The 26,394-nt window shown below is 31.1% G+C and carries 31 protein-coding genes and 2 pseudogenes; 31 read left to right on the forward strand and 2 right to left on the reverse strand.

Annotation, left to right across the window (positions count from 1 at the left end):
• Positions 1–184 precede the first annotated feature (184 nt).
• Complete coding sequence (locus B5X81_RS17175; protein ID WP_079493387.1) at positions 185–553, forward strand: DUF134 domain-containing protein; 369 nt, start codon at positions 185–187, stop codon at positions 551–553.
• A 1-nt stretch (position 554) separates the two neighbouring features.
• On the opposite strand, the gene B5X81_RS17180 is transcribed toward B5X81_RS17175, so the two are convergent.
• Positions 555–989, reverse strand: coding sequence for a Fur family transcriptional regulator (locus B5X81_RS17180; protein ID WP_170917480.1), 435 nt, complete (start codon positions 987–989; stop codon positions 555–557).
• Between the two features lie 248 nt (positions 990–1,237).
• On the opposite strand from B5X81_RS17180, the gene B5X81_RS17185 reads away from it, so the two are divergent.
• The 8 genes and pseudogenes from B5X81_RS17185 (at position 1,238) to B5X81_RS17215 (ending at position 8,034) form a co-directional block, all read left to right on the forward strand.
• Positions 1,238–2,140 (forward strand): metal ABC transporter solute-binding protein, Zn/Mn family, encoded by a 903-nt coding sequence (locus B5X81_RS17185; protein WP_079493390.1) that lies wholly within the window; start codon positions 1,238–1,240, stop codon positions 2,138–2,140.
• Between the two features lie 11 nt (positions 2,141–2,151).
• On the forward strand, positions 2,152–2,919 hold the full coding sequence (locus B5X81_RS17190) for a metal ABC transporter ATP-binding protein (protein ID WP_079493391.1): 768 nt from the start codon (positions 2,152–2,154) through the stop codon (positions 2,917–2,919).
• Positions 2,900–3,718, forward strand: coding sequence for a metal ABC transporter permease (locus B5X81_RS17195; RefSeq protein ID WP_079493393.1), 819 nt, complete (start codon positions 2,900–2,902; stop codon positions 3,716–3,718). Before B5X81_RS17190 ends, B5X81_RS17195 begins: the two co-directional genes overlap by 20 nt.
• 60 nt (positions 3,719–3,778) lie before the next feature.
• On the forward strand, positions 3,779–4,498 hold the full coding sequence (locus tag B5X81_RS17200) for a permease (RefSeq protein WP_244282143.1): 720 nt from the start codon (positions 3,779–3,781) through the stop codon (positions 4,496–4,498).
• Between the two features lie 15 nt (positions 4,499–4,513).
• A pseudogene (locus tag B5X81_RS28175) lies at positions 4,514–4,861 on the forward strand (permease); the annotation flags it as partial.
• Between the two features lie 10 nt (positions 4,862–4,871).
• Entirely contained in the window at positions 4,872–5,705 is an 834-nt protein-coding gene (locus B5X81_RS17205; protein ID WP_079493394.1) for a TIGR03943 family putative permease subunit, read from the forward strand.
• Between the two features lie 219 nt (positions 5,706–5,924).
• Complete coding sequence (locus B5X81_RS17210; RefSeq protein WP_079493396.1) at positions 5,925–6,377, forward strand: MarR family winged helix-turn-helix transcriptional regulator; 453 nt, start codon at positions 5,925–5,927, stop codon at positions 6,375–6,377.
• Between the two features lie 280 nt (positions 6,378–6,657).
• A complete protein-coding gene (locus B5X81_RS17215) occupies positions 6,658–8,034 on the forward strand; it encodes an MATE family efflux transporter (RefSeq protein WP_079493397.1) in 1,377 nt (458 codons plus the stop codon).
• A gap of 305 nt (positions 8,035–8,339) precedes the next feature.
• On the opposite strand, the gene B5X81_RS17225 is transcribed toward B5X81_RS17215, so the two are convergent.
• Positions 8,340–8,609: an ATP-binding cassette domain-containing protein gene (locus B5X81_RS17225; RefSeq protein ID WP_079493400.1), complete on the reverse strand. Its 270-nt coding sequence runs from the start codon at positions 8,607–8,609 to the stop codon at positions 8,340–8,342.
• Between the two features lie 320 nt (positions 8,610–8,929).
• On the opposite strand from B5X81_RS17225, the gene B5X81_RS17230 reads away from it, so the two are divergent.
• From B5X81_RS17230 to B5X81_RS17335, 22 genes and pseudogenes are all read left to right on the forward strand, one after another.
• Positions 8,930–10,039, forward strand: coding sequence for an ABC transporter substrate-binding protein (locus B5X81_RS17230; protein WP_079493402.1), 1,110 nt, complete (start codon positions 8,930–8,932; stop codon positions 10,037–10,039).
• A gap of 7 nt (positions 10,040–10,046) precedes the next feature.
• On the forward strand, positions 10,047–11,057 hold the full coding sequence (locus tag B5X81_RS17235; protein ID WP_079493403.1) for a FecCD family ABC transporter permease: 1,011 nt from the start codon (positions 10,047–10,049) through the stop codon (positions 11,055–11,057).
• Entirely contained in the window at positions 11,054–11,800 is a 747-nt protein-coding gene (locus B5X81_RS17240; protein ID WP_079493405.1) for an ABC transporter ATP-binding protein, read from the forward strand. Before B5X81_RS17235 ends, B5X81_RS17240 begins: the two co-directional genes overlap by 4 nt.
• Before the next feature lie 12 nt (positions 11,801–11,812).
• Positions 11,813–12,826, forward strand: coding sequence for a methyltransferase (locus B5X81_RS17245; RefSeq protein ID WP_079493406.1), 1,014 nt, complete (start codon positions 11,813–11,815; stop codon positions 12,824–12,826).
• A 30-nt stretch (positions 12,827–12,856) separates the two neighbouring features.
• A complete protein-coding gene (locus B5X81_RS17250; RefSeq protein ID WP_079493408.1) occupies positions 12,857–13,306 on the forward strand; it encodes a MarR family winged helix-turn-helix transcriptional regulator in 450 nt (149 codons plus the stop codon).
• A 285-nt stretch (positions 13,307–13,591) separates the two neighbouring features.
• The gene (locus B5X81_RS27890; protein ID WP_208985081.1) at positions 13,592–13,747 is read left to right on the forward strand and encodes a hypothetical protein; all 156 of its coding nucleotides are present in this window, start codon (positions 13,592–13,594) and stop codon (positions 13,745–13,747) included.
• Positions 13,748–13,777: 30 nt separating this feature from the next.
• A pseudogene (locus B5X81_RS28840) lies at positions 13,778–13,846 on the forward strand (hypothetical protein); the annotation flags it as partial.
• A 6-nt stretch (positions 13,847–13,852) separates the two neighbouring features.
• Positions 13,853–14,044 (forward strand): hypothetical protein, encoded by a 192-nt coding sequence (locus tag B5X81_RS17260; RefSeq protein ID WP_079493411.1) that lies wholly within the window; start codon positions 13,853–13,855, stop codon positions 14,042–14,044.
• 71 nt (positions 14,045–14,115) lie between these two features.
• Positions 14,116–14,400, forward strand: coding sequence for a DUF2325 domain-containing protein (locus tag B5X81_RS17265; RefSeq protein WP_079493412.1), 285 nt, complete (start codon positions 14,116–14,118; stop codon positions 14,398–14,400).
• A gap of 87 nt (positions 14,401–14,487) precedes the next feature.
• Positions 14,488–14,883 (forward strand): transcriptional repressor, encoded by a 396-nt coding sequence (locus B5X81_RS17270; protein ID WP_079493414.1) that lies wholly within the window; start codon positions 14,488–14,490, stop codon positions 14,881–14,883.
• 118 nt (positions 14,884–15,001) lie between these two features.
• The gene (locus B5X81_RS17275; RefSeq protein ID WP_170917481.1) at positions 15,002–15,223 is read left to right on the forward strand and encodes a FeoA family protein; all 222 of its coding nucleotides are present in this window, start codon (positions 15,002–15,004) and stop codon (positions 15,221–15,223) included.
• Between the two features lie 84 nt (positions 15,224–15,307).
• Positions 15,308–15,532, forward strand: coding sequence for a FeoA family protein (locus B5X81_RS17280; RefSeq protein ID WP_079493417.1), 225 nt, complete (start codon positions 15,308–15,310; stop codon positions 15,530–15,532).
• 56 nt (positions 15,533–15,588) lie between these two features.
• Positions 15,589–17,634 carry a ferrous iron transport protein B gene (gene feoB / locus B5X81_RS17285; RefSeq protein WP_079493418.1) on the forward strand — a complete coding sequence of 682 codons (2,046 nt, stop codon included), beginning with the start codon at positions 15,589–15,591 and terminating at the stop codon, positions 17,632–17,634.
• Positions 17,635–17,646: 12 nt separating this feature from the next.
• Positions 17,647–17,811, forward strand: coding sequence for a FeoB-associated Cys-rich membrane protein (locus B5X81_RS17290; RefSeq protein WP_079493420.1), 165 nt, complete (start codon positions 17,647–17,649; stop codon positions 17,809–17,811).
• Positions 17,812–18,450: 639 nt separating this feature from the next.
• A complete protein-coding gene (gene aroF / locus B5X81_RS17300; RefSeq protein ID WP_079493423.1) occupies positions 18,451–19,464 on the forward strand; it encodes a 3-deoxy-7-phosphoheptulonate synthase in 1,014 nt (337 codons plus the stop codon).
• A gap of 13 nt (positions 19,465–19,477) precedes the next feature.
• Positions 19,478–20,326, forward strand: a complete 849-nt coding sequence (locus B5X81_RS17305; protein ID WP_079493424.1) for a prephenate dehydrogenase — start codon at positions 19,478–19,480, stop codon at positions 20,324–20,326.
• 3 nt (positions 20,327–20,329) lie between these two features.
• Positions 20,330–21,391: a 3-dehydroquinate synthase gene (aroB, locus tag B5X81_RS17310; RefSeq protein ID WP_079493426.1), complete on the forward strand. Its 1,062-nt coding sequence runs from the start codon at positions 20,330–20,332 to the stop codon at positions 21,389–21,391.
• A gap of 14 nt (positions 21,392–21,405) precedes the next feature.
• A complete protein-coding gene (aroA, locus tag B5X81_RS17315; protein WP_079493427.1) occupies positions 21,406–22,707 on the forward strand; it encodes a 3-phosphoshikimate 1-carboxyvinyltransferase in 1,302 nt (433 codons plus the stop codon).
• Positions 22,688–23,779 (forward strand): chorismate synthase, encoded by a 1,092-nt coding sequence (gene aroC / locus B5X81_RS17320; protein ID WP_079493429.1) that lies wholly within the window; start codon positions 22,688–22,690, stop codon positions 23,777–23,779. The genes aroA and aroC overlap by 20 nt, the downstream gene beginning before the upstream one ends.
• Positions 23,776–24,936, forward strand: a complete 1,161-nt coding sequence (locus B5X81_RS17325; protein ID WP_079493430.1) for a chorismate mutase — start codon at positions 23,776–23,778, stop codon at positions 24,934–24,936. Before aroC ends, B5X81_RS17325 begins: the two co-directional genes overlap by 4 nt.
• Positions 24,937–25,018: 82 nt before the next feature.
• Complete coding sequence (gene aroE / locus B5X81_RS17330; protein ID WP_079493432.1) at positions 25,019–25,831, forward strand: shikimate dehydrogenase; 813 nt, start codon at positions 25,019–25,021, stop codon at positions 25,829–25,831.
• A gap of 27 nt (positions 25,832–25,858) precedes the next feature.
• The gene (locus B5X81_RS17335) at positions 25,859–26,365 is read left to right on the forward strand and encodes a shikimate kinase (RefSeq protein ID WP_079493433.1); all 507 of its coding nucleotides are present in this window, start codon (positions 25,859–25,861) and stop codon (positions 26,363–26,365) included.
• The last annotated feature ends 29 nt before the right edge of the window (positions 26,366–26,394 follow it).

Consider the following 26,394-nt stretch of genomic DNA (forward strand, 5'->3'; position numbering starts at 1 on the left):
ACTTACTTGACTCCCTCTACTGCATTTTGTATTTTAAAATTCTTCACATGTATTATGCAATTTCCTCATTTATCAAAAAAATAGACATGTTATGGTTTTAAAGTTTAAAGAAGCCATAATAGAGGGTATTATAATTATAAGGCTGAAAGTAAATATTTTAATTTATACTAGAGGAGGAAGAAAAATGCCTAGACCTAAAAAATGGAGAAGAGTTTGCAAAGTTCCAGAGATAAAGGCATATGGTCCAGTGGATAGAGATAGCATTGACAATTTAGATTCTGTTATTTTAACAGTAGAAGAATTAGAAACAATAAGATTAATAGATTTAGAGGGAATGAATCAGGTGGAATGTGCTGAATTAATGGGAGTTGCCCGTTCAACTGTGCAAAGAATATATAATGATGCCAGAAAAAAAATTGCAAAAGGCATTATAGAAGGTAGAACACTAAAAATAGAGGGTGGTAATTATAAAGTTTGTAATACAGATTTAGATATGGAAAGATGCAATAATTGTTTTAGAAAAAGGCATAGACACGGAAGAAAATACGATTAATCTATTTATCTTTAGAATTTTGACAGTCAATACAATATCCATATAATTCAAGCTTATGATCCGTTAAATCAAATTTTTTATCCTTAGATAATTCTATTAAGGTGTTGATAGGGCAAAATTCTATTATTTCAGTTCTTCCGCAGTTTTTGCATATTATGTGGTGGTGATGTTTATCGCAGCATCTCAATTTATATAGAGCTGTACCTTCATCGGTTATAAATTTATATAGAAGGTTTAAATTTTCTAATACTTCCAGATTTCTATAGACTGTGGACATATTAGTTTTGGAATAAATTTTTTTAGATTCATCAAATAGATATTCAACTGAAATTAAATTATTATGATTTAGAGACAATACTTCTAAAATTGCCTTTCTTTGTTCAGTAATCTTGTATCCATTAGATTTTAGCTTATCCATTATATTTTCTAATTTCATAAAAGTCACTCCAACCAAAATTCCCCAAGTCATTCTCTTTTCCTTTTATCAATTTTCTTAATTGCATATCCTATATATTATCATACAATAAATAATACATAGATACAACTTTTAGAGAAATTAAAAAGCTATAAAAGGCTTTTATTTTTTGAAATTTATGGCAACAATCCTATTGACATTAGAAATATATATGATAAAATTTAAATTGAAAATGCAAATGCAAATGATTTGCAATAAGGAGGAGAAGTATGAATTTAAGAAAAAATATTTTATACATATTGATAATAATCATGCTCTTTATTAGTGGTTGTGGAGCTGAAAATCAAGACGGAACGAAAACTGATGCAGATGGCAGTGAAAAGATAGCAGTAGCGGTTTCTATAGTACCCCAGGAAACCTTTGTAAAGGCAGTTGCCGGAGATTTAGTAGAAGTTATAACTATGGTTCCTCCGGGGAATAGTCCTTCCAATTATCAGCCTACTCCTAAACAAATGAGTAAATTTAGTGAGTCAGAAATTTATTTTTCCATTGGAGTTCCCACGGAAGAAGCTAATATATTACCAAGAATCAAGGATTTAAATAGAGATATAAAAATAGTTTCTTTAGATGATAAGGTAAGTGAAGTTTATCCCCATAGATTTTTTCAGGGACAAGAGGGAAAAGGAAACAAAGATCCCCATATTTGGCTTTCTCCCAAACGTGTTAAGATCATGGTGGAAACCATAAAGGAAGAATTAATATTATTAGACCCTGATAATAGAGAAATTTATGAAGAAAATGCATTGAAATATATATCTGAGCTTGATGAAATAGATAATGAAATCAAAGAAGCGTTAAAGGAGCATAAAGGACAGTCTTTTATTATATATCACCCTGCCTTTGGATATTTTGCCGATGATTATGGATTGAAAATGCTGGCAATAGAAGACCATGGGAAAAAGGCAACGGCTTTAAAGGTGCAGGAGGTTATAGAATTTGCCAAAAGGGAAGATATCAAATTTGTCTTTTATCAGGAGGAATTTGACAGTGGTCAGGCCGAGATTATTTCTGATGAAATTGAAGGGGAGGCCATTAAGGTAGCTCCTTTAGCCCCAAATTATATAGAAAATTTACTTCATATAGCCAATAAGTTTAAAGACACACTAAAATAGGAGAGGTTTGGATGTACGATATTAATATAGAAAACTTAAGCGTTTATTATGGCCCTGTGTGTGCCCTTCAAAATATTAATTTAAAGGTTAAAAGTAATGAGATTTTGGGGATAATGGGGCCAAATGGTGGAGGGAAAACCACATTACTTAAAACAATATTAAAAATAATAAAGCCTACAGAGGGGAAAGTTTCTATAAAGGGGGACAGTTCCATTGGATATGTCCCTCAGTTTACAGTTTTTAATAGAAGCTTTCCCATTAATGTTTTAGATGTGGTTCTTATGGGGAAATTATCAAGAAAAATTAAGTGGTTTCAAAAATACTCTTTTAAAGATAAAAAAGATGCAGAAGAACTTATAAATAAATTAGGTTTATTAGAATTAAAAAACAGACAAATTGGACAATTGTCGGGGGGACAATTGCAAAAAGTCCTTATAGCTAGGGCTTTGATTACAGACCCTAAAATTCTTATACTAGATGAACCCACTGCAAACTTAGACACTAAAGCAAAAAAGGAAATCCATGAAATGTTAAAAAAACTTAGTGAAAATAAAACCATACTTATTGTTACCCATGAGATGAAGGATATATTTCCATATATAGATACTGCTGCATATGTAAATAAAACTTTACATTATTACGAAAATCCTCAAAAGTTAAAGAGTGAAATTTTTGAAAAAACATATGGATATAGTATTGGTACCATCAATAAAGAAAAAGTAATAGATAAAAAAATTACAGGCCATAAGGAGGATGAAGATGATCAAAGGATTATTTAAATATGCATTTATGCAAAATGCATTTATGGCTGCTATTTTAGCTAGTATTGTATGTGGAATAATTGGAACAATTATTACTCAAAAAAAATTAGTTAGTATGAGTGGAGGAATAGCCCATGCTTCCTTTGGAGGAATTGGGTTAGGATATTTATTAGGTATTGAGCCTATAATAGGAGGGCTTTTATTTTCTGTTTTGGCTTCTTTAGGGATATCCACTATAAAAAGAAAAACTAATACATATTCAGATACATTGATAGGTATATTCTGGTCCTTTGGAATGGCACTTGGGATATTATTTATTGCACTAACTCCAGGATATCCTCCCGATATGACTTCATATTTATTTGGTGATATACTTACAGTTTCGTCACTATATGTAAAGATAATGGCAGTATTGAGTTTTATAATCATTTTTTCTATTGCAAGCATTTTTAATTATTGGAGAGGATATTTGTTTGATGAAGAATTTATGGAAACATTAGGGGTAAATACTTTAGCCCTAGAGTATATTTTATTTGTACTTATATCTTTAAGCATAGTCATTCTTATAAAAGTTGTGGGAATAATATTAGTAATAGCCCTGTTGACGATACCTCCGGCAATATCTAAATTATTCACATATAATCTCAAAAAGATGATGCTTCTATCTACTTTAGTAGGGGCTGTTTTTAGTATTATGGGATTATTTATATCCTATCAATATAATATTCCTTCAGGGGCAACTATTATACTATTATCTGTAATAGGATATTTTATTGCCAGCTTTATTTCTAAAATGATAGATAAGAGAATTGAATAATACACATATCCTTGGCTTTACTTTAGCAGAAGGAGTTAACTGTAAAGGAGTATTGAAGGAATGATTTCAAAACCTATTATGAATAAAGTTGAAAATGCAATCATATTTTTATTAAGTATCTTGATTACAACAATAATTATATTCAATATAATTATTAACTTTGAAGACGCCATTTCTCTAATTGTTAAAAATGACTATTTAGAAGGTTTTGCTATAGTTTTTTTAAGTATAATATTAGAAGCTATACCCTTTGTAATGATAGGTGCTTTTATATCATCAATAATTCAAATATTTGTATCAGAAAAAACTATAGCAAAAATCATTCTTAAAAGCAGATTTGTAGGACTTGTTATTGCTTCTTTAATGGGTCTTATTTTTCCGGTATGTGAATGTGCTATAGTACCTATAATGAGGAGATTACTTAAAAAAGGAGTTCCTCTTTACATAGCTGTAACCTTCATGCTGGCAGTTCCCATAGTAAATCCTGTAGTGTTGGCTTCTACCTATTATGCTTTTTCTGGGGAAGTTTATATGGTATTTTTAAGAGGTCTTTTGGGGTTTGTAAGTGCTATTTTAATAGGACATATTGTAGGAATTATACAGTATAAAGATAACCCATTAAAGAATAATGACCTACCTGAGCATATAGATTCTGACTGTGGACATAAACTCCATCACCATCATAGCTGTAGTTGTGGACATGATCATCATGCAAAGGATAGTAGGAATAGTATTTTTTCAAAAACGGGTAGTATAATAGAGCATACAAGCTTAGAATGATACTCTGTTGGTAAGTTTCTAGTAATTGGAGCCTTTTTATCTGCATTAATGCAAACCTTTATATCTAGAGGTTATATTTTATCAATAGGGCAAGGAAAAATATCTTCTACTATAGTTATGATGATTTTAGCATTCGTGCTTTCATTATGCTCAGAAGCTGATGCGTTTATAGCCAGAACCTTTGTCGGTCAATTTACCATTGGTTCTATAGTTGGTTTCTTAATATTAGGTCCAATGATAGATATAAAAAATACTCTCATGCTGAGCAGCTCATTTAAAATGAAATTTGTAATAAGATTAATGACAATTATATCTTTAGTATGTTTTATTATGGCTATGCTAGTAAATATTATTGAGATTTAGAGGTGAAAAAATGAGAAAATTTAATATAAATGAGTTTATATGGTTTATAATACTTGTTTCCTTTACCTATTATATTTACCAGCTATTTGATACTGGGAGAATAAATATATATTTACATCCGAAGATGTTTAAATATGTACTTTTTTCTTTGATTATTTTCACGTTGCTTTCTATATTTCAGATTAGAAAAATATTTTCTCAAAATAGAACTAAAAAAATAAAAGCTGGTTTTATTATTTTCATAATTCCATTGTTTTTAGGATTTGCATTAAATCCAGATAGTTTAAGTACACAGATATTATCTAATAAAGGAGTAAATATAACAAATAATGATTTGAATAATGGAGTAGCAGTAGGTGATGAATTAACTAAGCTTCAACAGTCAGATTATTATAATGAAGAAGATAATAGTGATTTAGAAGATAATGAAGTGAAAGAAGAATTTATTAATGAGAATTATTTCAACAACAAAAACTATGATACTAATTCAAAAAAATTCAAATATACTTTAATGGAATCATATGAAAATTTAGATGAAATGATTGGACAAGAGATAGAACTATCGGGTTTTGTGTATAGAGAACCAGATTCTTCTAAAAACAGATTCGTAATTTCTAGATTATTGATGATTTGCTGTGCTGCTGATGCCCAAGTGGTAGGATTATTATGTGAGTGGGATGATGCTAAAGGACTTGAAGATAATCAATGGATTAAAATTACTGGCGTATTTGATTCAACTACTTATTATAATAAATATACGAACGAGGAAAATCCCATGGCATTAATTAAAGTGACTAATATAGAGCATATAGACCCTCCTGATAGTCAATATATATATCCATAATATCAAATGATTTAAAGGGCCCCACAGGCATGGGAATGGACTGTTATTTTTATATGGATGAAGCGATGATACTTTCAGATTATGTATTTATATTAAGAGGGAAGCCTCTATCTGTTAAAGAGAAAATTGTTACAAATATTATAAGATAAAAGTGAATGTTTATAGTTTGCATAGTAAAAAGTACTTGACAAACATGTATACCTGGTATACGATTTGTGTATGAAAGAAAATATAAAGAAGAATATAATTGAAAAATATGCAACTCTTACTGAAAAAATAGCTAAAAGCGGGAACCAGTCAAAACACTTTGAAACTGATGTGGAGATATATAGAAGTGAAATACATATTATAAGTGTAATAGGTCATAATGATGATATTCATATATCGGAAATTGCAAGAAAATTTGGGGTTACAAAAGGGGCCATATCAAAGACAATAAAAAAACTTGAAAAGAAAGGATTAGTTGAAAAGGCAATAGATAAAACCAATAATACTAGAACATTGGTTAAATTAACAGAGAAAGGTCTAAAAGCTCATTATGCCCATGAAAAATATCATAATGAATATGATAAAGATATGTTTTCATATTTAGAAAGCTTAAATGAACGTGAGTTAGAGATTTTAGATACTTTTTTAGAAAAAGCTAATCAAATGGCGGAAAGACACATATAATAGTCCGCTATTTATTAGTTAACAACGTATACCCAGTATACGTTTTGGAAAGGAAGTGGTTCACCATTTATTTAAAAATTAATTTATAGAATAGAATAGCTCTACGATAAGTAGGGTTAAATAAAACATCGACAATGAAAATGAAAATCATATTCATGAGTAGGAAGTAGAAGCTAATATTATGAAACTAAAAAAGAAATGTAAATGAAAAAATAAAATTTCTAGTATTTTATGACATTCAGTGTAGAAAGAAGAATTAGTAAAAAAGGAGAGATATAATATGGATGAAAAAATTAGAATTATGAGTGAAGAAAGAATTTCAAAAGCATTATTGAAATTCGCTATACCTGCGATTATAGGATTACTTATAACTGCTATATATAATTTTGTAGATGCTATATTTGTTGGAGGGTTAGGAACCAGTGCAATGGGAGCAGCAGCCATAGCCTTTCCTATATCAATGGTCATTGTGGGACTTGGCTTGACATTGGGAAGCGGTGCCTCTTCTTATATTTCTAGACTTTTAGGAAAAGAAGATATGGAGCTAGCAAATAGAACTGCTTCAACAGCAGTTTTTTCGAGTATATTTTTAGGAATAATCGTGATAGTGCCCTCCTTAATTTTCTTACAGCCATTATTACGGTCTTTTGGAGCCACAGATACTATATTGCCCTTTGCAAAGGATTATTCTTATATTTTTATTGGTGGTTCAATATTTAGCGTTATAAACATAACCATGAACAATATAGTGAGAGCTGAAGGGGCTGCTAAAATTAGTATGAAAGCATTGATGGTAGGAGCAATTCTCAATATAATTCTAGATCCAATATTTATATATAGCTTTGGGTTGGGAATAAAGGGAGCTGCTATAGCCACAGTGATATCACAAGTGGTAAGTATGATTTTATTATTAACTTTTTTTTCTAGTGATAAAAGTAGCATCAAAATATCAGCGAAGTATTTCACTTTATCTAAAGAAATAATGTTAGAAATACTAAAAATAGGAATGCCAAGTCTTGTTTTTCAGATATTATCCAGTGCTTCCATGGGACTAATAAATTCGGCTGCTGTTCCTTATGGTGATGCGGCAGTAGCTGCTATGGGGATTGTCAATAGAATATTTGCTATAGGAAGCTATGTTATATTCGGATTTTCAAAGGGGTTTCAGCCTATTGCAGGATATAACTATGGTGCAAAAAAATATAGTCGGTTGAAGGAATTAATAAATATTTCTCTTAGATGGACAACTGGTTTTTGCTTGAGCTTAGCAGTGATTCAAATTATATTTGCAAGTCCAATAGTATCAATATTTAGTGATGACCCATTAGTTCTTAAAATAGGGGCTAGAGCTTTAAGGGCTTATAGTATGATGTTTCCATTCTTTGGATTCCAAATGATATATATGACATTATTTTTAGCATTAGGAAAAGCTAGAGAAGGTGGAGTGTTGAGTCTAGGAAGACAGGGCATGTTCTTGATACCAACTGTGCTTATCTTGCCACGAATAATAGGATTAGATGGAGTTCTTTTTTCTCAAGCAATAGCAGATTTCTTGACAACATTACTAACGGTGTTCTTTTCTGTTAAGCTAAATGACAAAATTAGTAGCTTGTTAGAAGCAATTCCAACAAATGCTAATATAAAAAAAATTGGATAAAGTAAAAAGTATTATCAATTACTAAGGAGTTTGGTAGGAGATTTCAAGAAAAAGTTTATTTGTTATTTATTGTGTCATATAGACGGACAAAAATAGCTAATTAAAATGGCAAAAATCTATAGGAATGGAAAAGTCAAATTTAAATACTGCTGGTGTATTTGTCTGGTCTATAATAGCTGTTGTTATATCTGGTACATTTGATACCATAATAAAGCTAACAAAAAGAGCATCATAAGTGACACATAAATAATATATAATAAAAGCCATTTTATCATTTGATAAAATGGCTTTCTTAAAATTGAACTTCAAGCATTTCTACTAAAGGCTATCTCATTAATAGAATTTATAGGGATTACTACTGGAACACCTTCTTCATCAATTATTACCTTTGTATATACGCCGTATACAGAGTGTATCATTTTTGAAGTTATGACGGAAATAGGTTTGCCCCATGCATAAATGCCTCCTTTGCCATCCAATACAATAATATTATCTGCATATCTAGCTGCAAGGTTAAGATCATGAAGTACTATAAGAGATGTAATTTTTCTTTCCCTTGTAATGGAATGTATCAATTTAATAATTTCTAAAGGAGCATATATCTTGCCTGTTGGATAAAAACAGCATATCTTTATTTATGAACAATTCTTAAAGAAGCTTCTATTTTAACTAAAAACAGTTTTAAAGATAAACAACTTTAAGGTTTAATAAATTTCAAATGAAAAATGTAGAAGAATTCATTATTTTATTTGAAATTTATTTTGAATGTTATTATTGTTTATCTATAAATAACGCTTTACACTATAAAGTATTTATGTTAAAATCTTCGATGAGAATGTTTCTCATTTTTTTATAATATAATGTATGCCTGGCATACAAAGGGAGGTTTATAAAAGTGAAAAAGATTTTGATAATTTTTTTAGTTATGGTAATTACAGTTGGAGCTTATGGCTGTGGTCAAAAGGAGATTGTTTCAAAACATGATGCTCCGGAAGTTGAAGAAAAAGTAGCATTGGATGAAGGACAAAGAGAAATAGTGGATTTAGGTGGTAATGTTGTTAAATTGCCGTCAGCTGAAAAATTGAATCGTGTCGTTATTATTTCACCACCAATTGCATCAATTCAATATAGTGTACTTAAGGATACAAGCAAAATAGTTGCTGTGCATCCATTTACATTCAAAAATGCTAATCCTCAGATAATAAAAAATATCTTCAAAAATTTTAATGACATTGATACTAGCTTTATAAAGGAATTTAATATAAGCACAGAATCTGTTTTAAATCTTAAGCCCGATATAATTTTTTATTATGGACAGCAGGAAAAAAAAGGTTTAGAGAGCTTAAAGATTCCTATGGTGGATTTTATGAAGCCCAAGGATAGAGATCCAGTTGCAATTACTACTGAATGGGAAAGATTGATTAGGGATATTTATGAAGTTAAAGACGGAAAAACAATAAAAGAAGAATGGGAAAAGGTAAATCAGGAATTAAGCACTTCTTTAGAAAAAATAGGTGAAGATAAATTAAAAGGATTAATGATATTTAACAATAATAGCAACAAGATAATTGTTAGCGGTAATAATACATATGGAGATTATTGTATGGAAATGAGTGGATTAGTTAATGTAGCAGATAGCATTGTTGGAAAGAAAGAAGTTAGTATAGAACAAATTTATCAGTTCAATCCAGATATAATCTATGTATTTATGGGAGAGCCTGCTTCAAATTACATAAAGAGTATTGATGGACAGGATTGGTCAAAGGTCAATGCTGTTAAAGAAAATAGAGTATATGATGTTCCAGAGGGAATATTTTCATGGGGAGCACCTAATGCTGATTCGCCTTTAATGATACATTGGATGGTCACAAAAAATTACCCGTCATATTTTAATGAAGATAAATTAATGAATACCATTAAGGAGTATTATGATAGTCATTATAATATGACTTTAACAGACGAAATGATTGATTCTATTGTTAAACCAAATAAAGAAAGAGAGTAATTATAATATGAAGGACAAGAATCTTAAAAGATATTACATAATTCTTAGTATCATATTAATACTTCTCATATTTACTTCTTTAGCAGTTGGTAAGTTTGAGATTTCAAAACGAGATTTATTAGGGATATTAAAGAATACTTTGTCCAATAGACTTTCTATGGATGATATCGAAACATTTGTTATTTTTTCTGTAAGGCTTCCTCGGATTCTCATGGCAATACTCGTTGGTAGTGGACTTGCTGTAACAGGAGTAGGCATGCAGGCAATTTTTAAGAATCCCTTAGTTAGTCCCAGGATATTAGGTGTATCAGCTGGAGCTAGCTTTGGTGTTGCACTTGGTATTTTAATTAATAATAACATTGTTTTTATACAGCTTATGGCATTCCTGTGGGGGATTGTCGCTGTATTACTTACCTATACAATTGGTAAAAGCAATAAATCATCTTCCGTTATTATGCTGGTTTTGGCAGGCATAATTGTAAGTGCAGTTTTTACATCATTACTATCATTGGTGCAGTATAGTGCCGATGTAGATACGGAACTGCCATCCATTATTTATTGGCTTATGGGAAGTTTATCTGGAATAGAGATGAGAGATGTAAAAGCGGCTTTTTTACCTATTGTGTTTTCTATTGGATTGTTGTTTATGATGAGATGGAAGCTTAATATGCTATCATTGTCAGATGAAGAAGCTGAGGCACTTGGACTTAATGTTAAGCTTTATAGAATATTGGTTATTATATCTGCTACTATTATCTCGGCTACAGCTGTATCCATGTGTGGAATGATTGGATGGGTAGGGCTTATCACACCCCATATTGGAAGAATGATTGTGGGGACTGATAATGAAAAGCTAATTCCTATTTCCATTATTATTGGAGGAATTTATTTGTTGTTAATAGATGACCTTTGCAGATTGATGTATAGCTCTGAGATACCATTATCTGTATTAACTGCTTTAATTGGAGCACCGGTTTTTGGATTGCTTTTAAAAAAGACAGGAGGGAATTGGACATGATTTTTAAGGTAGAAAATGGACATTTTTATTACAATGACATACCTGTTTTAAAAAATATAAACTTTGTAATAGAAAAAGGGGAATTAATGACAATACTTGGGCCAAATGGAGTAGGGAAAACTACTTTAGTCAAGTGTATGCTTGGCTTTTTAGAATGGACTAAAGGGGATACCCTTATAGATGACTGTACTATAAAAGACTATTCTAGAAGTCAGCTGTGGAAAAGGATAGGATATGTACCTCAAATGAAAACTCTACCATTTTCCTATACGGTGGAATCATTAGTACTCATGGGACGGAACCCTTATATAAACTTTTTTTCAAGACCTAAGGAAGAGGACTATTATCATGTACATAAGATATTAAAAGCTTTTGGACTTGAACATTTGAAAAAGAAACGAATAAATAGATTAAGCGGTGGGGAAATACAAATGATCTTGATAGCAAGAGCATTAGTTTCAGAGCCTGAAATGCTGATTCTTGATGAACCAGAACTGAATTTAGACTTAGCAAATCAAGTGAGAATTTTTGATGTATTGATTGGGCTGGTTAAATCTAAAGGAATTAGTTGTATTGTTAATACACATCATCCTATGAATGCTGTGAGATATGGACAAAAATCTCTATTATTAATGAAGAATTTTAAATATATTTATGGAAATGTTAATAATGTTTTAAATAAGAAAAATCTATCCACAACCTTTGAGCTTTCAAAAGATTGGTTTGATTTTAAAATTAGTTAGGAGGGGATTATCATGTTAAATAAAAAAGACTGCAGCCCAAATTATTTTTATAAAATGGTTCAAAATTATAAGGAAGCCCAACTGTTATTTGCTGCAATAGAGCTAGATATATTTACTTACTTAGGAGAATTTAAAGATTACAAGGCTGTAGCTTTAGAAACAGGTTATAATGAAAGAAATCTAAAGTTCTTTTTAAATAGCTTAGTGGCAATTGGCTTGATAGAAAAGAAAGGTGATATTTACAGAAATACGCCTATAGTGGATCGCTATTTAAATAAAGAAAGAGAAGTATATTTAGGTGGATATATTGTATTTAGAGAAAAAATGACACAACTTTTAAATGTAGTAGAACGTGTTAAGAAAGGCCCAATTGACTATGTTGTAAAAAATAATAAAGGCGTTGAGGTTTATGACTTTTATAAGTTAGCAAAGCTATCAATTAAAGAAATGTATACAGGAAGAGTCCAGTCGTTATTAGAGATTTCAAAATCCTTATTTATTAAAGACAAAGCTTTAAAGATATTGGACTTAGGGGGAGGTTCTGGTACTCTGGCAATAGAGTTTATCAAAAATTATCCTGATTCTACAGGTGTGATTTTTGAGCATCCCTCGGTTTCTAGACTACCTAAGGAATTAGTTAAAGAAATGGAATTTGAGGATCGTATAAAAGTTTTATCAGGAGACTTTACTATTGATGACATAGGAAAGGATTATGATTTTATAATAGCTTCTGGGGTATTGGATTTTGCTAAGGATAGTTTATCTCATATGGTGAAGAAGCTATATGATGCTTTAAATGTTTCAGGATATCTTTACATTGTCTCCCATGATGTTAATGAAGAGCATACGGCACCAAAGCAATCCATAGTTGGATGGTTATCTAGTCATTTAGATGGCTTAGATATTTTGCTTGATAAGAATAGTATTACTAATGCCTTAGAGACAGGTGGTTTTGTAGAAATAGAGAGGGATAATATACAAGGAATCATGGATAATCTACAGGGTGAGATTTATATTAAAGGTTGAAAATCCTATTAAATTTAATATAATTATTATATGAAGGATAAAACTCGTGAAATAATGGGAGAATTTTTAGAATTAATTGAAGTAGTAGCCAATGGGAAAAGAAAGATTTTGGATTTTGGAGATGATATGGTCTTTTACAGGGGTGAAATCCATATGATTAAAGTAATTGGCGATCATTCAGGTATTTATATATCTGAGCTGGCTAGGCACTTTAATATTACCCGTGCAGTTGTATCAAAGACCATAATTAAGTTAGAAAGGAATGGTTTTGTACGTAAAGAAGAAGATCCATCTGATAGGAAGCGGGTATGTTTGTATCTTACTGAGCGAGGCAAAGAAGCCTACGAAGCTCATAATACCTTTCATCTTGTAAATGATAAAAATATATATCAATTTTTAGAGGGATTAGAGGATGATGATCTGGATATAGTTAAGGCTTTTATGGTAAAAGTAAATGAAATGGTAAAGAATCATTTCTAATAACAGGTACAGTTTTGAAAAAAAGAGCTGCCTAAAGTGATTTTGAAATCACTTTAGGCAGCTCTTTTTCTATTTTAATGATAAAAACATATTCAAGATAGGGATTATGGGTAAAGAAAAAAATTCCTTATGGGATCAAAAGAATTCTTTAAAGAGTGGCAAATGATAATCGGTATCATTTAAACTGTTCAAGAGGAGGTGTTAGCTATAAGAAATTTCATTGTAGAAAAGGTTATATCGAAATTCATTATATTTTTATGCATAACGTTGATAGCTTTTATATTGATGAATATCTTCCACGCTATTAAGGACAGAGATTTTCCAGTTGTTGTTGCATTTATTGTGTTATCAGCTATAATCTTCTCGATTTGTAGTATTGCTGCAGAAGTAATAGTCGTGAGAATAAATAAAAGACTTTTGGAGAGTAATGAAGTATTATGAGTAAAAAAAATCTGTTTAGCATTATTCTTAATAATCATAATTATATTTACAGCTTTATTAGCTCCTTATATTGCTCCAAACGATCCCTATGAGAACAATATAAATATGAGATTTAAAAAAAGTAGCAGTACATATCCTTTAGGAACTGATAAAATAGCATTAGGAATATTTGATATTTTCATGGCCTTTCCAGCCTTTATTTATATTATGGTTTTAATTGGGATTTTAGGTAATGGAAAGCTTAACCTTATTATTTTAATGACTGTATCCACATGGGTAATATTCATATCTTCTTGACAATGAATATATATATGATAAAATATAAATAATAATGATAATCGTTATCAAATAGAAAGGAGTGAAATATTGTGAGTGTAGTTATAATAGGTGGACACGAGAGAATGGAAAGAATTTATAAGGATGCAGGTAAAAAACATGGATGTCGAGTAAAGGTTTTTACCAAGATGAAGGGAGATTTAATGAAAAGAATAGGTAATCCCGATTATATAGTTACTTTTACAGATGTTGTATCCCATAAATTAGTAAATACAACAATGAAAATTTCTAAGAAAAAAAACATACCCAATTTAAGATTGCATAATAGCAGCCTTACTACTTTGGAAAATGCTTTAATAGAAATGAAATGTAGTTAATAATTGAGATAATTGCATAGGATAATATTATCCTCAATTAGACTAAGAATTTGAATTTCAAAAGAAAAATTAAAGAGAGTGAACAATATGTCAACATTAGTAAATAGTTATAGTCCATCCAAAAGTAATATGATAGTATATAAAATCTTCAAATATAATCCTTTTAAAACCTTCGATACTAGGGAGCTTTTAACAAAAATAAATAAAGAGAAACAAGTTATGAGTAAAAGAACAGTATTTAGAGCAATTAATAAGCTGGTTGAAGCTGAAAAGATATATTGTTGTACTATTAACAAGGGAACAAGGAGATTCCAACTATTAAGTAATAACTACTATTTAATGATATGTGAAAAATGTGGAGCTAAAATATTTGGAGAAATAGAAGATTCTAATATTATTAGTGCAATACATAAAAGGAATACTGACGTATTTATAAAAAAAATGATTATAGAAATTAATGGAATTTGCAAAAAATGTCGTTAAAAATATAATAAATAGTATTGATAATAATGTATAACTAATATATAATATAAAATAGCAATGATAATCAATATCAATAATTATGTTTTATAATTCACATAATCATGTGGGAGGGATTTATATGCCATTAGCTATGACTGGTCCAGGCCAAGAGGTTGTATTGAAAGCTATTAACTGGGGACCTAAGATGAAAAAGAGATTACAAGATATGGGATTAACCCCTGGAGTTAAGGTTAGTGTTATATCAAATAATAATAATGGTGCATTTATACTAGATGTAAGAGGATCAAGATTAGTTTTAGGAGGAATGGTGGCTCACCAGATATTAGTAGATATTGCTTAGAATATGATATCAAATAATCTTCGGGCTAAAACCCGAAGTATTTTATGGATATAATTAAATCGTATATGTTTAGGAGGTAATTTTATGGAAAAAACTTTAAAAGCCTTAAAGCCGGGACAAAGTGGTAAAATAGCAATGATAAAATGTAAAGGGGCTGTAAGAAGACGTCTTATGGATATGGGTGTGGTTAAGGGGACAGAAGTTTATGTTGAAAAGATAGCACCATTAGGAGATCCAATTGAAGTTAAAGTAAAGGGATATAATTTGTCTTTAAGGAAAGAAGACGCTAAAAATATTATAATGGAATAATTTTTTTTGATTAGTTAATGATAATGAATCTCATGTTCAAATAAGGGGGAATAAATATGTCTAAAAGTATTACGATAGCTTTAGCCGGTAATCCCAATAGCGGTAAAACAACACTTTTCAATGGATTAACAGGAGCTAGGCATTCTGTTGGTAATTGGCCAGGGGTTACTGTAGAGAAAAAGGAAGGGAAATTTAAGCATAAAAATATTGATGTAATAGCTGTTGATTTACCGGGTACATATAGTCTATCACCCTATTCAATAGAAGAAATGATAGCTAGAAATTATATAGTAGAGGAATCGCCGGAGGTTGTTATAAATATTGTTGATGCTTCTAATATTGAGAGAAATCTCTACCTTTCAATGCAGTTAATTGAGCTTGGTATTCCTGTTGTTATAGCATTAAACATGATGGATATTGCCGAAAGAAGAGGTCATAAAATTGACCATAATAAATTATCCAAGTCATTAGGTGTAGCGGTTGTGCCTATAGTGGCAACTAAAAATAAGGGAATAAAAGAATTATTAGATGCTGCTGTTGATGTAGCCAAGGGAAAAATTAAATATAGTCCTTTTAAAGTAAATTATGGAAAAGAAATTGAAAATAAAATTGAAAAGACAATGTCTATGATTAAAGATAGATCAGGTGTTTCAAAATATAATCTCAGATGGCTTGCTGTAAAGGTTATAGAAGAAGATGAAGCTGTGTTGGAGCTTCTTGGTATGAAGGATAAATTTGAATCAGATGATGAAATAGCAGTTTCAGATGAAAATGCTTCTGAAGAGGATTTTGAGGCGATTATTGCTGATAAAAGATACACTTATATTACTAATATCCTTTCTAATGTAGTCAAGAAGCCAAAGAATAACGTGTTAACAACATCAGATAAAATTGATAAAGTGCTTACAAATAGATTATTAGGACTTCCTATTTTTGCAGGACTTATGTATATTGTTTTTTGGTTTACGTTTAATATCGGTAATATATTTCTTGATATGATAGATGGATGGTTTGGAGCCCTTGGAGAATCAGTAGGAGCGACACTTGAGGCAGCAGGTACTGCTGGCTGGCTTCAGTCTCTTATTGTAGACGGTATAATTGGAGGTGTAGGTGGAGTATTAGTATTTCTACCTAATATTGTATTTCTATTCATTGCCATAGCTTTACTTGAAGATAGTGGATATATGGCTAGGGTTGCATTTATAATGGATAGGGCAATGAGAAAAATAGGGCTTAGCGGTAAAGCATTTATACCTATGTTAATGGGTTTTGGTTGTACAGTTCCAGCAATTATGGGTACAAGAACCCTTGAAGATGAAAAAGATAGATTAGCAACAATGCTTGTGGCACCCTTTATGTCCTGTGGTGCAAGGCTGCCAATTTATATATTGTTTGCCGGTGTATTTTTCCCTGGGAATGAAGGGACTGTTGTTTGGTCATTATATGTTCTAGGTATAATAGTTGCTATTATAATGGCACTTGTGTTTAAGAAAACTATTTTTAAAGGGCAATCATCACCCTTTATTATGGAGCTTCCTTCATATAGAATACCGACTTTAAAGGTAACAGGAGCTCTTGTTTGGGAGAGGGTTAAAGGATATATTTTAAGGGCAGGTACTATTATATTTGCTGCTTCCATTGTTATTTGGTTTATATTGAATTTCAATTTTACCGGAATGGCTGAAATGGGTGATAGTATAGGAGCTTCCATTGGAAGAGTTATGGGACCTATATTTAAACCATTAGGCTTTGGTTCCTGGGAAGCAACATTATCACTTATTACAGGATTATTAGCTAAAGAAGTTGTTGTAAGCAGTATGGCTGTTATATATGGATTAGGAGAAGCAGTAGGAGAAGCAGCTATGGAAGGTGATGTTGCAGGATTCGTAGGAGCTCTTAAGGGTGTAGGTTTTACAGGCCTTAGTGCCTATGCATTTATGGTTTTCTCACTGCTTTATACTCCTTGTATTGCAGTTATAGGTGCTTTCAAAAAAGAAACTAACTCATGGAGATGGACCAGTTTTTTAGTTGGATATCAATTTATATTGGCATGGGTAGCTGCTATGCTAGTATTCCAAATAGGTTCTTTATTTGGACTTTAAGGAGATGATTTTATGGGAGGTATAATTACCTTTGTTCTTGCAGCATTGGTATTGGGGTATGGAGGCTATGCCCTTGTAAAAGGTCTCAAAAGAGAAGTAAAAGGTGAAGGGTGCTCAGGTTGCAGTGGATGTAGTCTTTCGAAAAATTGTAAATCCCGCAATATACATGATATATAAAAATAAGCAGCTTTAAGGCGTCTTAGAGCTGCTTATTTTTATGCTCAAAATTTTTATCATAATAAAGTCACTTTCTTTAATAGATTTTGTATTTATTAAGGGAAGTGATTTTTTAAAATTAGAATAAAAAAACAAATTATTGCTAATATTAACCCTTAAATAGAAGTATATTTATTCGATTGTATGAATTATTAAAAAATTTTATATAATAAAATATTTTATATATTTTCAAAAAAATCATTGACTTATGATATCTATCTGATATAATCAGTTTCAACATAAAAAATTCTTAATAATAAATTTTGGAGGCAAAAAAGATGGAAAATCTTATTAGAAAGGAAAATGCAAAACAATTTTATAGCTTTTATTACTTTAGCTGGGGCTATTTCTTTTACTTTTATTTTAGCGCTAGTTATTTGTTTTGCAAAAGAATATGTAAAAACCTTTCTAATGAGTATAAGGTGAATAAATTTTTACCCAATAATATAAAGGCATACAGTGTAAGTTGATTATACCTTTATAAATCAAATATTTGGTAAACCAAGAAGGCTCATTATAAGAGTCTTCTTTTTTATTTTAAAAAATAAATAGATAATTCCAAATACTAATATTATTTATCAAAAGAAGGGAGATTTTAATATGATGATTGTTATGAAATCCAATGTAGAAGAAAAAGAGGTTGAAAAAATTAAAAGAAAAATGGAGAGCTTAGGATGTGAAATTCATGAATCAATAGGGGCAAATTATCATTTGCTTGGACTTGTAGGAGATACAAGTAGAATTGACCCATCCCAGATACAGGCAAATAGAAATGTTGAAAAATTAATATTTATACAAGAACCATATAAAAAAGCAAATAGATTATTTTGTCCTGAAGGGTCTGTAATAGAGGTAAGGGATAAAAAAATCGGTGGGAATAAATTTTCTGTAATAGCAGGACCTTGTTCAGTAGAAAGTGAAGAACAGATCATAAGTATTGCAGAGGATATTAAGGAAAGTGGAGCTTCCTTTTTAAGAGGTGGAGCATTCAAACCTAGAACTTCACCCTATAGCTTCCAGGGACTTAGAGAGGAAGGACTGGAGTTTTTAAAGGCAGCTAGGGAGAAAACAGGACTTCCAATAGTTACAGAGCTCATGTCACCGGATAAAATAGAACAATTTGTAGAGGATGTTGATGTAATTCAAATCGGTGCCAGAAATATGCAAAACTTTGATTTGTTAAAGGAAGTTGGTAAAACACAGAAGCCTGTATTATTAAAAAGAGGCATGTCTGCCACTATTGAAGAATTATTAATGGCTGCTGAATATATAATGTCCGAGGGAAATGAAGAAGTTATTCTTTGTGAAAGAGGAATAAGGACCTTTGAAAAATATACAAGGAATACATTAGATCTTAGTGCAATACCAGTAATAAAGAAAAAAAGTCATTTGCCTGTAATTGTAGACCCAAGTCATGCAGGAGGATTATGGTGGTTAGTTGAACCTATGGCTAAGGCAGCTTTAGCAGTTGGGGCAGATGGAATAATGGTAGAAGTTCACAATGATCCGGCAAATGCAAAATGTGACGGGCAGCAATCAATAAAACCCGAAAGATTTAAATCTTTAATGGATATATTAAAAAGAATGGCAGAAATAGAAAATAAAGAAATATAATGGGGTGGTTGTATTGAGTGAGATAGACTTTAATATTACTATAGTAGGATTGGGACTAATTGGTGGCTCCTTTGCAATGGCCCTTAAAGAACTAAATATTAAAAATCTTTGGGCAGTTGATATAGATACAAATGTCATAAAGACTGCTGAAGATATGAGAATAATTGATAAAGGATATACTGACCCTGAAACTCCTTTGCAAAACTCTGATATAGTAATAATATGTTTATATCCCAATTTAACATTGGAGTTTATAAAAGAAAACATGGATAGCTTTAAATCGGGAGCAATTATAACTGATACAGCAGGTATAAAGGAAAGATTAATAAAAGAGGTTGATTTGGTTTTAAGAAAAGACATAGAATTTATTGGTGGTCATCCAATGGCTGGAAGAGAGTATAAAGGCTTTGAATTTGCATCAAAGGAAATTTTTAAAGGTGCCAATTATATAATAACTCCTACCAATAAAAATAGCAGGGGAAATATAGAAAAAATAGAATTACTTATAAGGAGAATTGGTTTTAAAAGAATAATTAAAATTACTCCCCAAAAGCATGATGAGATTATAGCATATACAAGTCAGCTTCCCCATATAATGGCCACAGCCCTTATTAATAGTGATGAAGAATGCGATACAAATTCGTTTGTTGGAGGAAGCTTTAAAGATGCAACAAGGGTGGCTAGAATAAATTGTGATCTTTGGACCGAGCTATTGATTAATAATGGTGAAAATGTATTAGCTCAAATAGAGAGCTTTGAAAAAAGACTAGGTGATATAAAAAGGGCTATAATAGATAATGAAAGGGATGCTTTAAAAGCTCTATTTGAAAAGGGAAGTCTTAAAAGGGAGGAATTGATTTAAATCATGAAAATATTAGAGGTAAACCTTCCACAAAAAAAGTATTCTATATTAATAGAAAAGGGAATTTTAAATAATATAGGTAAAGAGATTAGAAAAATATATAAAAATAAAAAAATAGCCATAATAACCGATTCAAATGTTGAAGGGTTATATGGCGAAAAAATAATTGAGATATTAAATAAATATGATTTTCAGACTAAGACCATTGTAATAGAACCTGGAGAAAAAAGCAAATCTTTACATTCAGCTGAGGAAATCTATGAAGAATTATTGGACTTTGAAATAACAAGGGGAGATATGATAATAGCCTTTGGTGGAGGAGTAGTTGGAGATTTAGCCGGTTTTGTGGCTTCTACATTGCTAAGGGGAATTCCATTTATACAGATACCTACATCTCTTTTAGCCCAGATAGATAGCAGTGTAGGTGGAAAGGTTGCAGTAAATTTACCCCGTGGGAAAAATCTCGTAGGCAGCTTTTATCATCCTGAGGCAGTATTTATAGATCCGGATTTATTGAAAACTCTTGATAAAAGATTCTTATATGATGGGATGGCTGAGGTAATAAAATATGGATGTATAAGGGATAAAGAGTTGTTTGAAAGATTAATGACAATTGAAAACGAAGAGGAACTTTCTAATAATATGGAAGAAATAATATTAAAATGCTGTACTGTTAAAAGAGATATAGTTCAGAGGGATGAAAAGGATAATGGAGAAAGAATGCTTCTCAACTTTGGACACACAATAGGTCATGGAGTGGAAAAAAGCTTTGGATATAAAACATATACCCATGGAGAAGGGGTGGCCATAGGGATGTACAATATTACAAGGAGAAGTGTGGAAATGAACATAACAAAAGATAAAACATCTGATTTAATCAAAAGAATACTTATTAAATATAATTTACCCTGTGAAATGCCTGATATAGAAAAGGAAGAAATTATAAATGCTGTTAAACTTGATAAGAAGAATAAAGGCGATAGAATGAATATAGTACTGCTAAAGGAAATAGGTAATGCTTTCATAAAGAATATTGATAGAAAAGATGTAAAGCTGTATATTTGAAAGGGGATTGGTATATGAATACTGTTAAAATCTATCCTAATGATCTCTTTGGAGAAATAAATATTCCTCCGTCAAAAAGCCTGAGTCATAGAGCCATAATATGTGGGGGACTAGCTGAAGGAGTAAGTAATATAGATAATTTGATATTTTCAGATGATATTAAAGCAACATTAAAGGGAATGAGGTCTCTAGGGACAAGGGTTCAGTGTATAGAAACACAGGCCCATAAAGAAACATATTGTGTTAAATTAGAAGGAAATGCTAATCTTAAGGTCCTAGATGAAAATATAGATTGTAAAGAATCCGGGTCAACCCTAAGATTTTTAATACCCTTTGCAGGGCTCACAGGTGATAAAATAACCTTCACCGGCAGAGGCAAACTTGTAGAAAGACCTTTAGACCCATATTATAGGATTTTCGATAAACAGAATATAAAGTATAAAAATGAAAAAGGTAAACTGCCGCTGGAAGTAATGGGAAGGCTTAAGCCTGGAACCTTTGAGATTGATGGCAATATAAGTTCACAGTTTATAACGGGTCTTATGTTTGTGCTGCCATTACTTAATGGTGATTCCACCTTAAAGATAACAACTGAGCTAGAGTCCAAGGGATATGTTGATTTGACCTTGGATATATTGAAAAAGTTTAATATAAAAATCGAAAATAATGATTATAAAGAGTTTAATATAAAGGGAAATCAGCAGTATAAAAGTGGATACTATAGAGTAGAGGGAGATTTTTCCCAGGCAGCTTTTTGGATAGTTGCTGGGATTTTAGGAAGAAATATTAAATGCAAGGATTTAAGAATAGATTCTCTTCAGGGAGATAAGGTTATATTGGATATAATTCAAAAAATGAATGGAAAAATTCAAATAGAAGAAGATTTAATTGAAGTAAATCAGTCAAGAACTAAGGGGATTGTAATAGATGCTTCAGAGTGTCCGGATTTAGTCCCAATACTTGCTGTTTTAGGTTCTGTGAGCAAAGGGACCACAAAGATAATTAATGCAGAAAGACTTAGAATAAAGGAATCCGACAGATTAAAGGCAATATCTACTGAGCTGAATAAACTGGGAGCAGATGTAAAAGAACTAAAGGATGGGTTAATTATTGAGGGTAAAGAAGATTTAAGGGGTGGAGTAGTGGTAGATAGCTGGAATGATCATCGTATTGCCATGGCATTGGCAGTGGCTTCTATTAAATGTATTGACCCTATAATAATAACTGGCAGTAATGCAGTAAATAAATCCTATCCGAGTTTTTGGAGAGATTTTGCGGGACTAGGAGGTAAAATAGATGAGCGGTATTTGGGGTAAAAATATAAAATTATCTATTTTTGGAGAATCCCATGGTAAAGCCATAGGAATAGTTATAGATGGTTTGCCATCGGGGATAAAGCTTGACCATGAATATATCAGTAAAGAAATGAAAAGAAGGGCTCCAGGAAGAAGTAAAACAGCAACTCCCAGAAAAGAAGGAGACAATTATGAAATTTTAAGTGGATATTTTAATGGAAGAACCACAGGAACCCCTCTATCGGCAGCTATATATAATACTAATCAGAGGTCCAGAGACTATGAAGCTACTAAATCTATAATGAGGCCGGGGCATGCAGATTATACAGGTCATGTCAGATATTCAGGCTTTAATGACTATAGAGGAGGAGGTCATTTTTCCGGAAGACTTACAGCTCCATTAGTATTTGCAGGGGCTATTGCAAAGCAGATTTTATCTAATAAAAATATAGTAATAGGAAGTCATATAAAAAGTATAGGTGATATAGAGGATAGATCCTTTGATGGAGTGAATATTGAAGCTTCACTATTAAAGGAGCTTACAGGTAAAGAGTTTTCTGTAATTGACCCTGAAAAGGGAAAAGAAATGAAGGATTATATATTGAAAATAAAGGAAGAAAAGGATTCAGTGGGAGGGGTAATAGAGGCAGCGGTAGTAAATCTTCCAAGGGGTATCGGATCACCCTTTTTTGATTCTGTAGAAAGTAAACTTTCCCATTTGCTTTTTTCAATACCAGCGGTAAAGGGCGTAGAATTTGGAGCAGGCTTCGATATAACAAAAATGAAGGGAAGCAGTTCCAATGATGAGCTTTATATAAGGAAGGAAGAAATAAGTGCTTATTCCAATAATAACGGTGGAATAGTAGGAGGCATTACTAACGGGATGCCAATAATATTTAGAGTAGCTATAAAGCCAACTCCTTCTATAGGTAAGCTTCAAAGAACAGTTGATATAGAAAAAGGTATAAATACAGAGATAGAAATAGAAGGACGTCATGATCCATGTATAGTACCTAGGGCAGTGCCTGTAATTGAAGCAGTATGTGCCGTGGCATTAATTGATCTGATGATGGAAAAGGGTGGATTAATATGAATGAGCTAGAAAATCTAAGAAGAGAGATAGATAAAGTAGATAAAGAGATAGTGGCTTCATTTGAAAAGAGAATGGAAACTGTTTTAAAAATTGCAAAATATAAAGAGAAGAATAATATAGAAATTTTTAATCAAGCTAGAGAAATAGAAGTTTTAAAAAAGAATATTTTAAGATTAAAAAATAAAAGATTTGAAAAATCCACTGAAAGGTTTTTAAATAAACTTATGGAAATAAGCCGAGATATCCAAAAAGAACATTTAAGTGATGACAGGGGACGGTTCTTTGTCATGGAGAAACTTGACAAAGAACCGTCCCCTGTCAAACCGTCCCCTGTCAATATAAGAGTTGGATATCAAGGGGAGCCGGGATCCTTTAGTGAGGAAGCATTGACACAGTATTTTAAAGGCAATGTAAGTACACATAATGTAAGGGAATTTGAAGATGTGTTTGAAGCCCTTAAAAAGGATAAAATAGATTATGGAGTGCTTCCAATAGAGAATTCTTCTACTGGAGGAATCTCTGAAGTATATGACCTTTTGAGAAAATATGGATTTTATATAATTGGAGAAAGATGTATAAAGGTGCAGCATAATTTAGCTGCAATGAAGAATACAAAATTCCATGAAATTCAAGAAGTATATTCCCATCCTCAAGCATTTAAGCAGTGTGGAGAGTTTTTTAAGGATTATCCTAATATAAGATTAATACCATATAAAAATACTGCAATAAGTGCTAAATATATTGGTAAGGAGCAATCGAGATCAAAGGCGGCAGTTTGTAGTGAAAAAGCAGCTCAGTTATATGATTTAGAAATAATTAGAGGAGATATAAATTGTAATAAAAGTAATTATACTAGATTTATTATAATTGGGAAAAATCTTACTATAGATAATGATTGTAATAAAATTAGTATAGTGACTACAACCTCCCATACTCCTGGGGCACTATATAAGATTTTAGGATTTTTTGCTAAGAATAATTTAAATATGATGAAAATTGAATCCAGGCCAATCATAGGTAGGTCATGGGAATACTTCTTCTATATAGACTTTAGTGGAAATCTTAATAATAACTCAGTAAAACAATCTATTGAAGATATTGAAAAAAGCAGCAGTTATTTTCAGTTATTAGGTAATTATAAAGAACATAGCGTATAATGGATAATTAATAATTGTAAGGGTCAAGTCTTTGGGGTCTAGTAAGAGACTTAGTGCTAATAAATATGATAGGTGGGATAGGATGAGCAATTTATTTGGGCTTATAGGAGAAAAATTGAAGCACAGTTTTTCTCCTGCTATACATTCAATAATATTTAATGAGCTTAATATAGAAGGATATTATGATTTGTTTGAGGTGAAAAGCCAGGATTTAAAGATGGCAATCTACGGATTAAAGGCTATAGGTGCTAGAGGAGTAAATGTAACTATACCCTATAAGGTTAATATTATGGAGTACTTAGATGATTTGTCTCATGAAGCTAAAAAAATAGGTGCTGTAAATACCATTTGCTTTAAAGAAAATAAAACAATAGGATATAATACCGACTATTTTGGCTTTGGTATTATGTTGGATAAGTATGATATTGATATTAAAAACAAAGAAGCAGTTATTCTAGGGACGGGAGGAGCTTCTAAAGCTGTATTACAGTATTTACTTGATAAAGGAATAAGGGATATTATTTTTGTAAGTAGAAATATAAGAAAAAGCAAGGAAAGACTTAAAAATTATAAAGTTATATCTTATGATGACTTTAAAAAAATAAGTGATAAGGATATGATAATTAATTGTACACCATCTGGTATGTATCCAAAGGTGGAAAATTGTCCAGTAAGTAGAGATGATATATCAAAATTTCAGGCAGCTGTTGACTTGATTTATAATCCAGTAGAAACATTATTTTTAAAACATGCTAAAGATCAGGGAATAAAATCAGTAAATGGTCTATATATGCTTGTAGGGCAAGCTGTAAAGGCTCAGGAGCTTTGGAATGATATTGAAATTAGCAGTGAAGTGATTGAGAAAATATATGAGGAAATAAAAAAATTAAGATAAATTTAGTATACAGGGTGGTTATAAATCATGAAGAATAGAGATGTTAACATAGTTCTCATAGGTATGCCTGGCTGTGGCAAAACAACCATAGGGAAGCTTATATCAAAAAAATTAGATATTGGTTTTTGTGATATTGACCATTATATTGAAGAAAAAGAAGGAAGAAGTATTCCAGATATATTTAAAGATAATGGTGAGGAATATTTTAGAAGATTAGAGAGTAAAGCAGTAGAACAAATTAGTCAAAAGTCAGGATTTGTAATATCTACAGGTGGAGGAGTAATAAAATTTAACGAAAATATGGAATTGCTAAAAAAAAGTGGTATAATTATATTTATTAATAGAAAATTAGAAAATATAATATCAGATATAGAAACAGATGGACGGCCACTATTAAAGGATGGAAAGGAAAAACTTCATAAGCTTTACAAGGAAAGAATTGATTTATATAAAAAATACTCAGATCATGAAGTGCTCAATGAGGGGAGTTTAGAAGCTGTAGTAGAAAAAATTATAAGAATTATTTCTAACTAAGCTTTCTAAGGAATACCCTAATACTTAGA

The organism is Maledivibacter halophilus (assembly GCF_900167445.1).
In the GTDB taxonomy this organism is placed as follows: Bacteria; Bacillota; Clostridia; order Peptostreptococcales; family Caminicellaceae; genus Maledivibacter; species Maledivibacter halophilus.

Coding starts and splice junctions, on each gene's coding strand:
- B5X81_RS17195 (WP_079493393.1), top strand. CDS start 2,900: ATGATCAAAGGATTATTTAAATATGCATTTATGCAAAATGCATTTATG.
- aroA (WP_079493427.1), top strand. CDS start 21,406: ATGAATACTGTTAAAATCTATCCTAATGATCTCTTTGGAGAAATAAAT.
- aroC (WP_079493429.1), top strand. CDS start 22,688: ATGAGCGGTATTTGGGGTAAAAATATAAAATTATCTATTTTTGGAGAA.
- aroE (WP_079493432.1), top strand. CDS start 25,019: ATGAGCAATTTATTTGGGCTTATAGGAGAAAAATTGAAGCACAGTTTT.
- B5X81_RS17280 (WP_079493417.1), top strand. CDS start 15,308: ATGGAAAAAACTTTAAAAGCCTTAAAGCCGGGACAAAGTGGTAAAATA.
- B5X81_RS17175 (WP_079493387.1), top strand. CDS start 185: ATGCCTAGACCTAAAAAATGGAGAAGAGTTTGCAAAGTTCCAGAGATA.
- B5X81_RS17275 (WP_170917481.1), top strand. CDS start 15,002: ATGCCATTAGCTATGACTGGTCCAGGCCAAGAGGTTGTATTGAAAGCT.
- B5X81_RS17200 (WP_244282143.1), top strand. CDS start 3,779: ATGATTTCAAAACCTATTATGAATAAAGTTGAAAATGCAATCATATTT.
- B5X81_RS17245 (WP_079493406.1), top strand. CDS start 11,813: ATGTTAAATAAAAAAGACTGCAGCCCAAATTATTTTTATAAAATGGTT.
- B5X81_RS27890 (WP_208985081.1), top strand. CDS start 13,592: ATGAATATCTTCCACGCTATTAAGGACAGAGATTTTCCAGTTGTTGTT.
- B5X81_RS17240 (WP_079493405.1), top strand. CDS start 11,054: ATGATTTTTAAGGTAGAAAATGGACATTTTTATTACAATGACATACCT.
- B5X81_RS17215 (WP_079493397.1), top strand. CDS start 6,658: ATGGATGAAAAAATTAGAATTATGAGTGAAGAAAGAATTTCAAAAGCA.
- B5X81_RS17335 (WP_079493433.1), top strand. CDS start 25,859: ATGAAGAATAGAGATGTTAACATAGTTCTCATAGGTATGCCTGGCTGT.
- B5X81_RS17325 (WP_079493430.1), top strand. CDS start 23,776: ATGAATGAGCTAGAAAATCTAAGAAGAGAGATAGATAAAGTAGATAAA.
- feoB (WP_079493418.1), top strand. CDS start 15,589: ATGTCTAAAAGTATTACGATAGCTTTAGCCGGTAATCCCAATAGCGGT.
- B5X81_RS17190 (WP_079493391.1), top strand. CDS start 2,152: ATGTACGATATTAATATAGAAAACTTAAGCGTTTATTATGGCCCTGTG.
- B5X81_RS17235 (WP_079493403.1), top strand. CDS start 10,047: ATGAAGGACAAGAATCTTAAAAGATATTACATAATTCTTAGTATCATA.
- aroF (WP_079493423.1), top strand. CDS start 18,451: ATGATGATTGTTATGAAATCCAATGTAGAAGAAAAAGAGGTTGAAAAA.
- B5X81_RS17250 (WP_079493408.1), top strand. CDS start 12,857: ATGAAGGATAAAACTCGTGAAATAATGGGAGAATTTTTAGAATTAATT.
- B5X81_RS17180 (WP_170917480.1), bottom strand. CDS start 989: ATGAAATTAGAAAATATAATGGATAAGCTAAAATCTAATGGATACAAG.
- B5X81_RS17205 (WP_079493394.1), top strand. CDS start 4,872: ATGAGAAAATTTAATATAAATGAGTTTATATGGTTTATAATACTTGTT.
- aroB (WP_079493426.1), top strand. CDS start 20,330: ATGAAAATATTAGAGGTAAACCTTCCACAAAAAAAGTATTCTATATTA.
- B5X81_RS17210 (WP_079493396.1), top strand. CDS start 5,925: ATGAAAGAAAATATAAAGAAGAATATAATTGAAAAATATGCAACTCTT.
- B5X81_RS17270 (WP_079493414.1), top strand. CDS start 14,488: ATGTCAACATTAGTAAATAGTTATAGTCCATCCAAAAGTAATATGATA.
- B5X81_RS17185 (WP_079493390.1), top strand. CDS start 1,238: ATGAATTTAAGAAAAAATATTTTATACATATTGATAATAATCATGCTC.
- B5X81_RS17290 (WP_079493420.1), top strand. CDS start 17,647: ATGGGAGGTATAATTACCTTTGTTCTTGCAGCATTGGTATTGGGGTAT.
- B5X81_RS17260 (WP_079493411.1), top strand. CDS start 13,853: ATGAGATTTAAAAAAAGTAGCAGTACATATCCTTTAGGAACTGATAAA.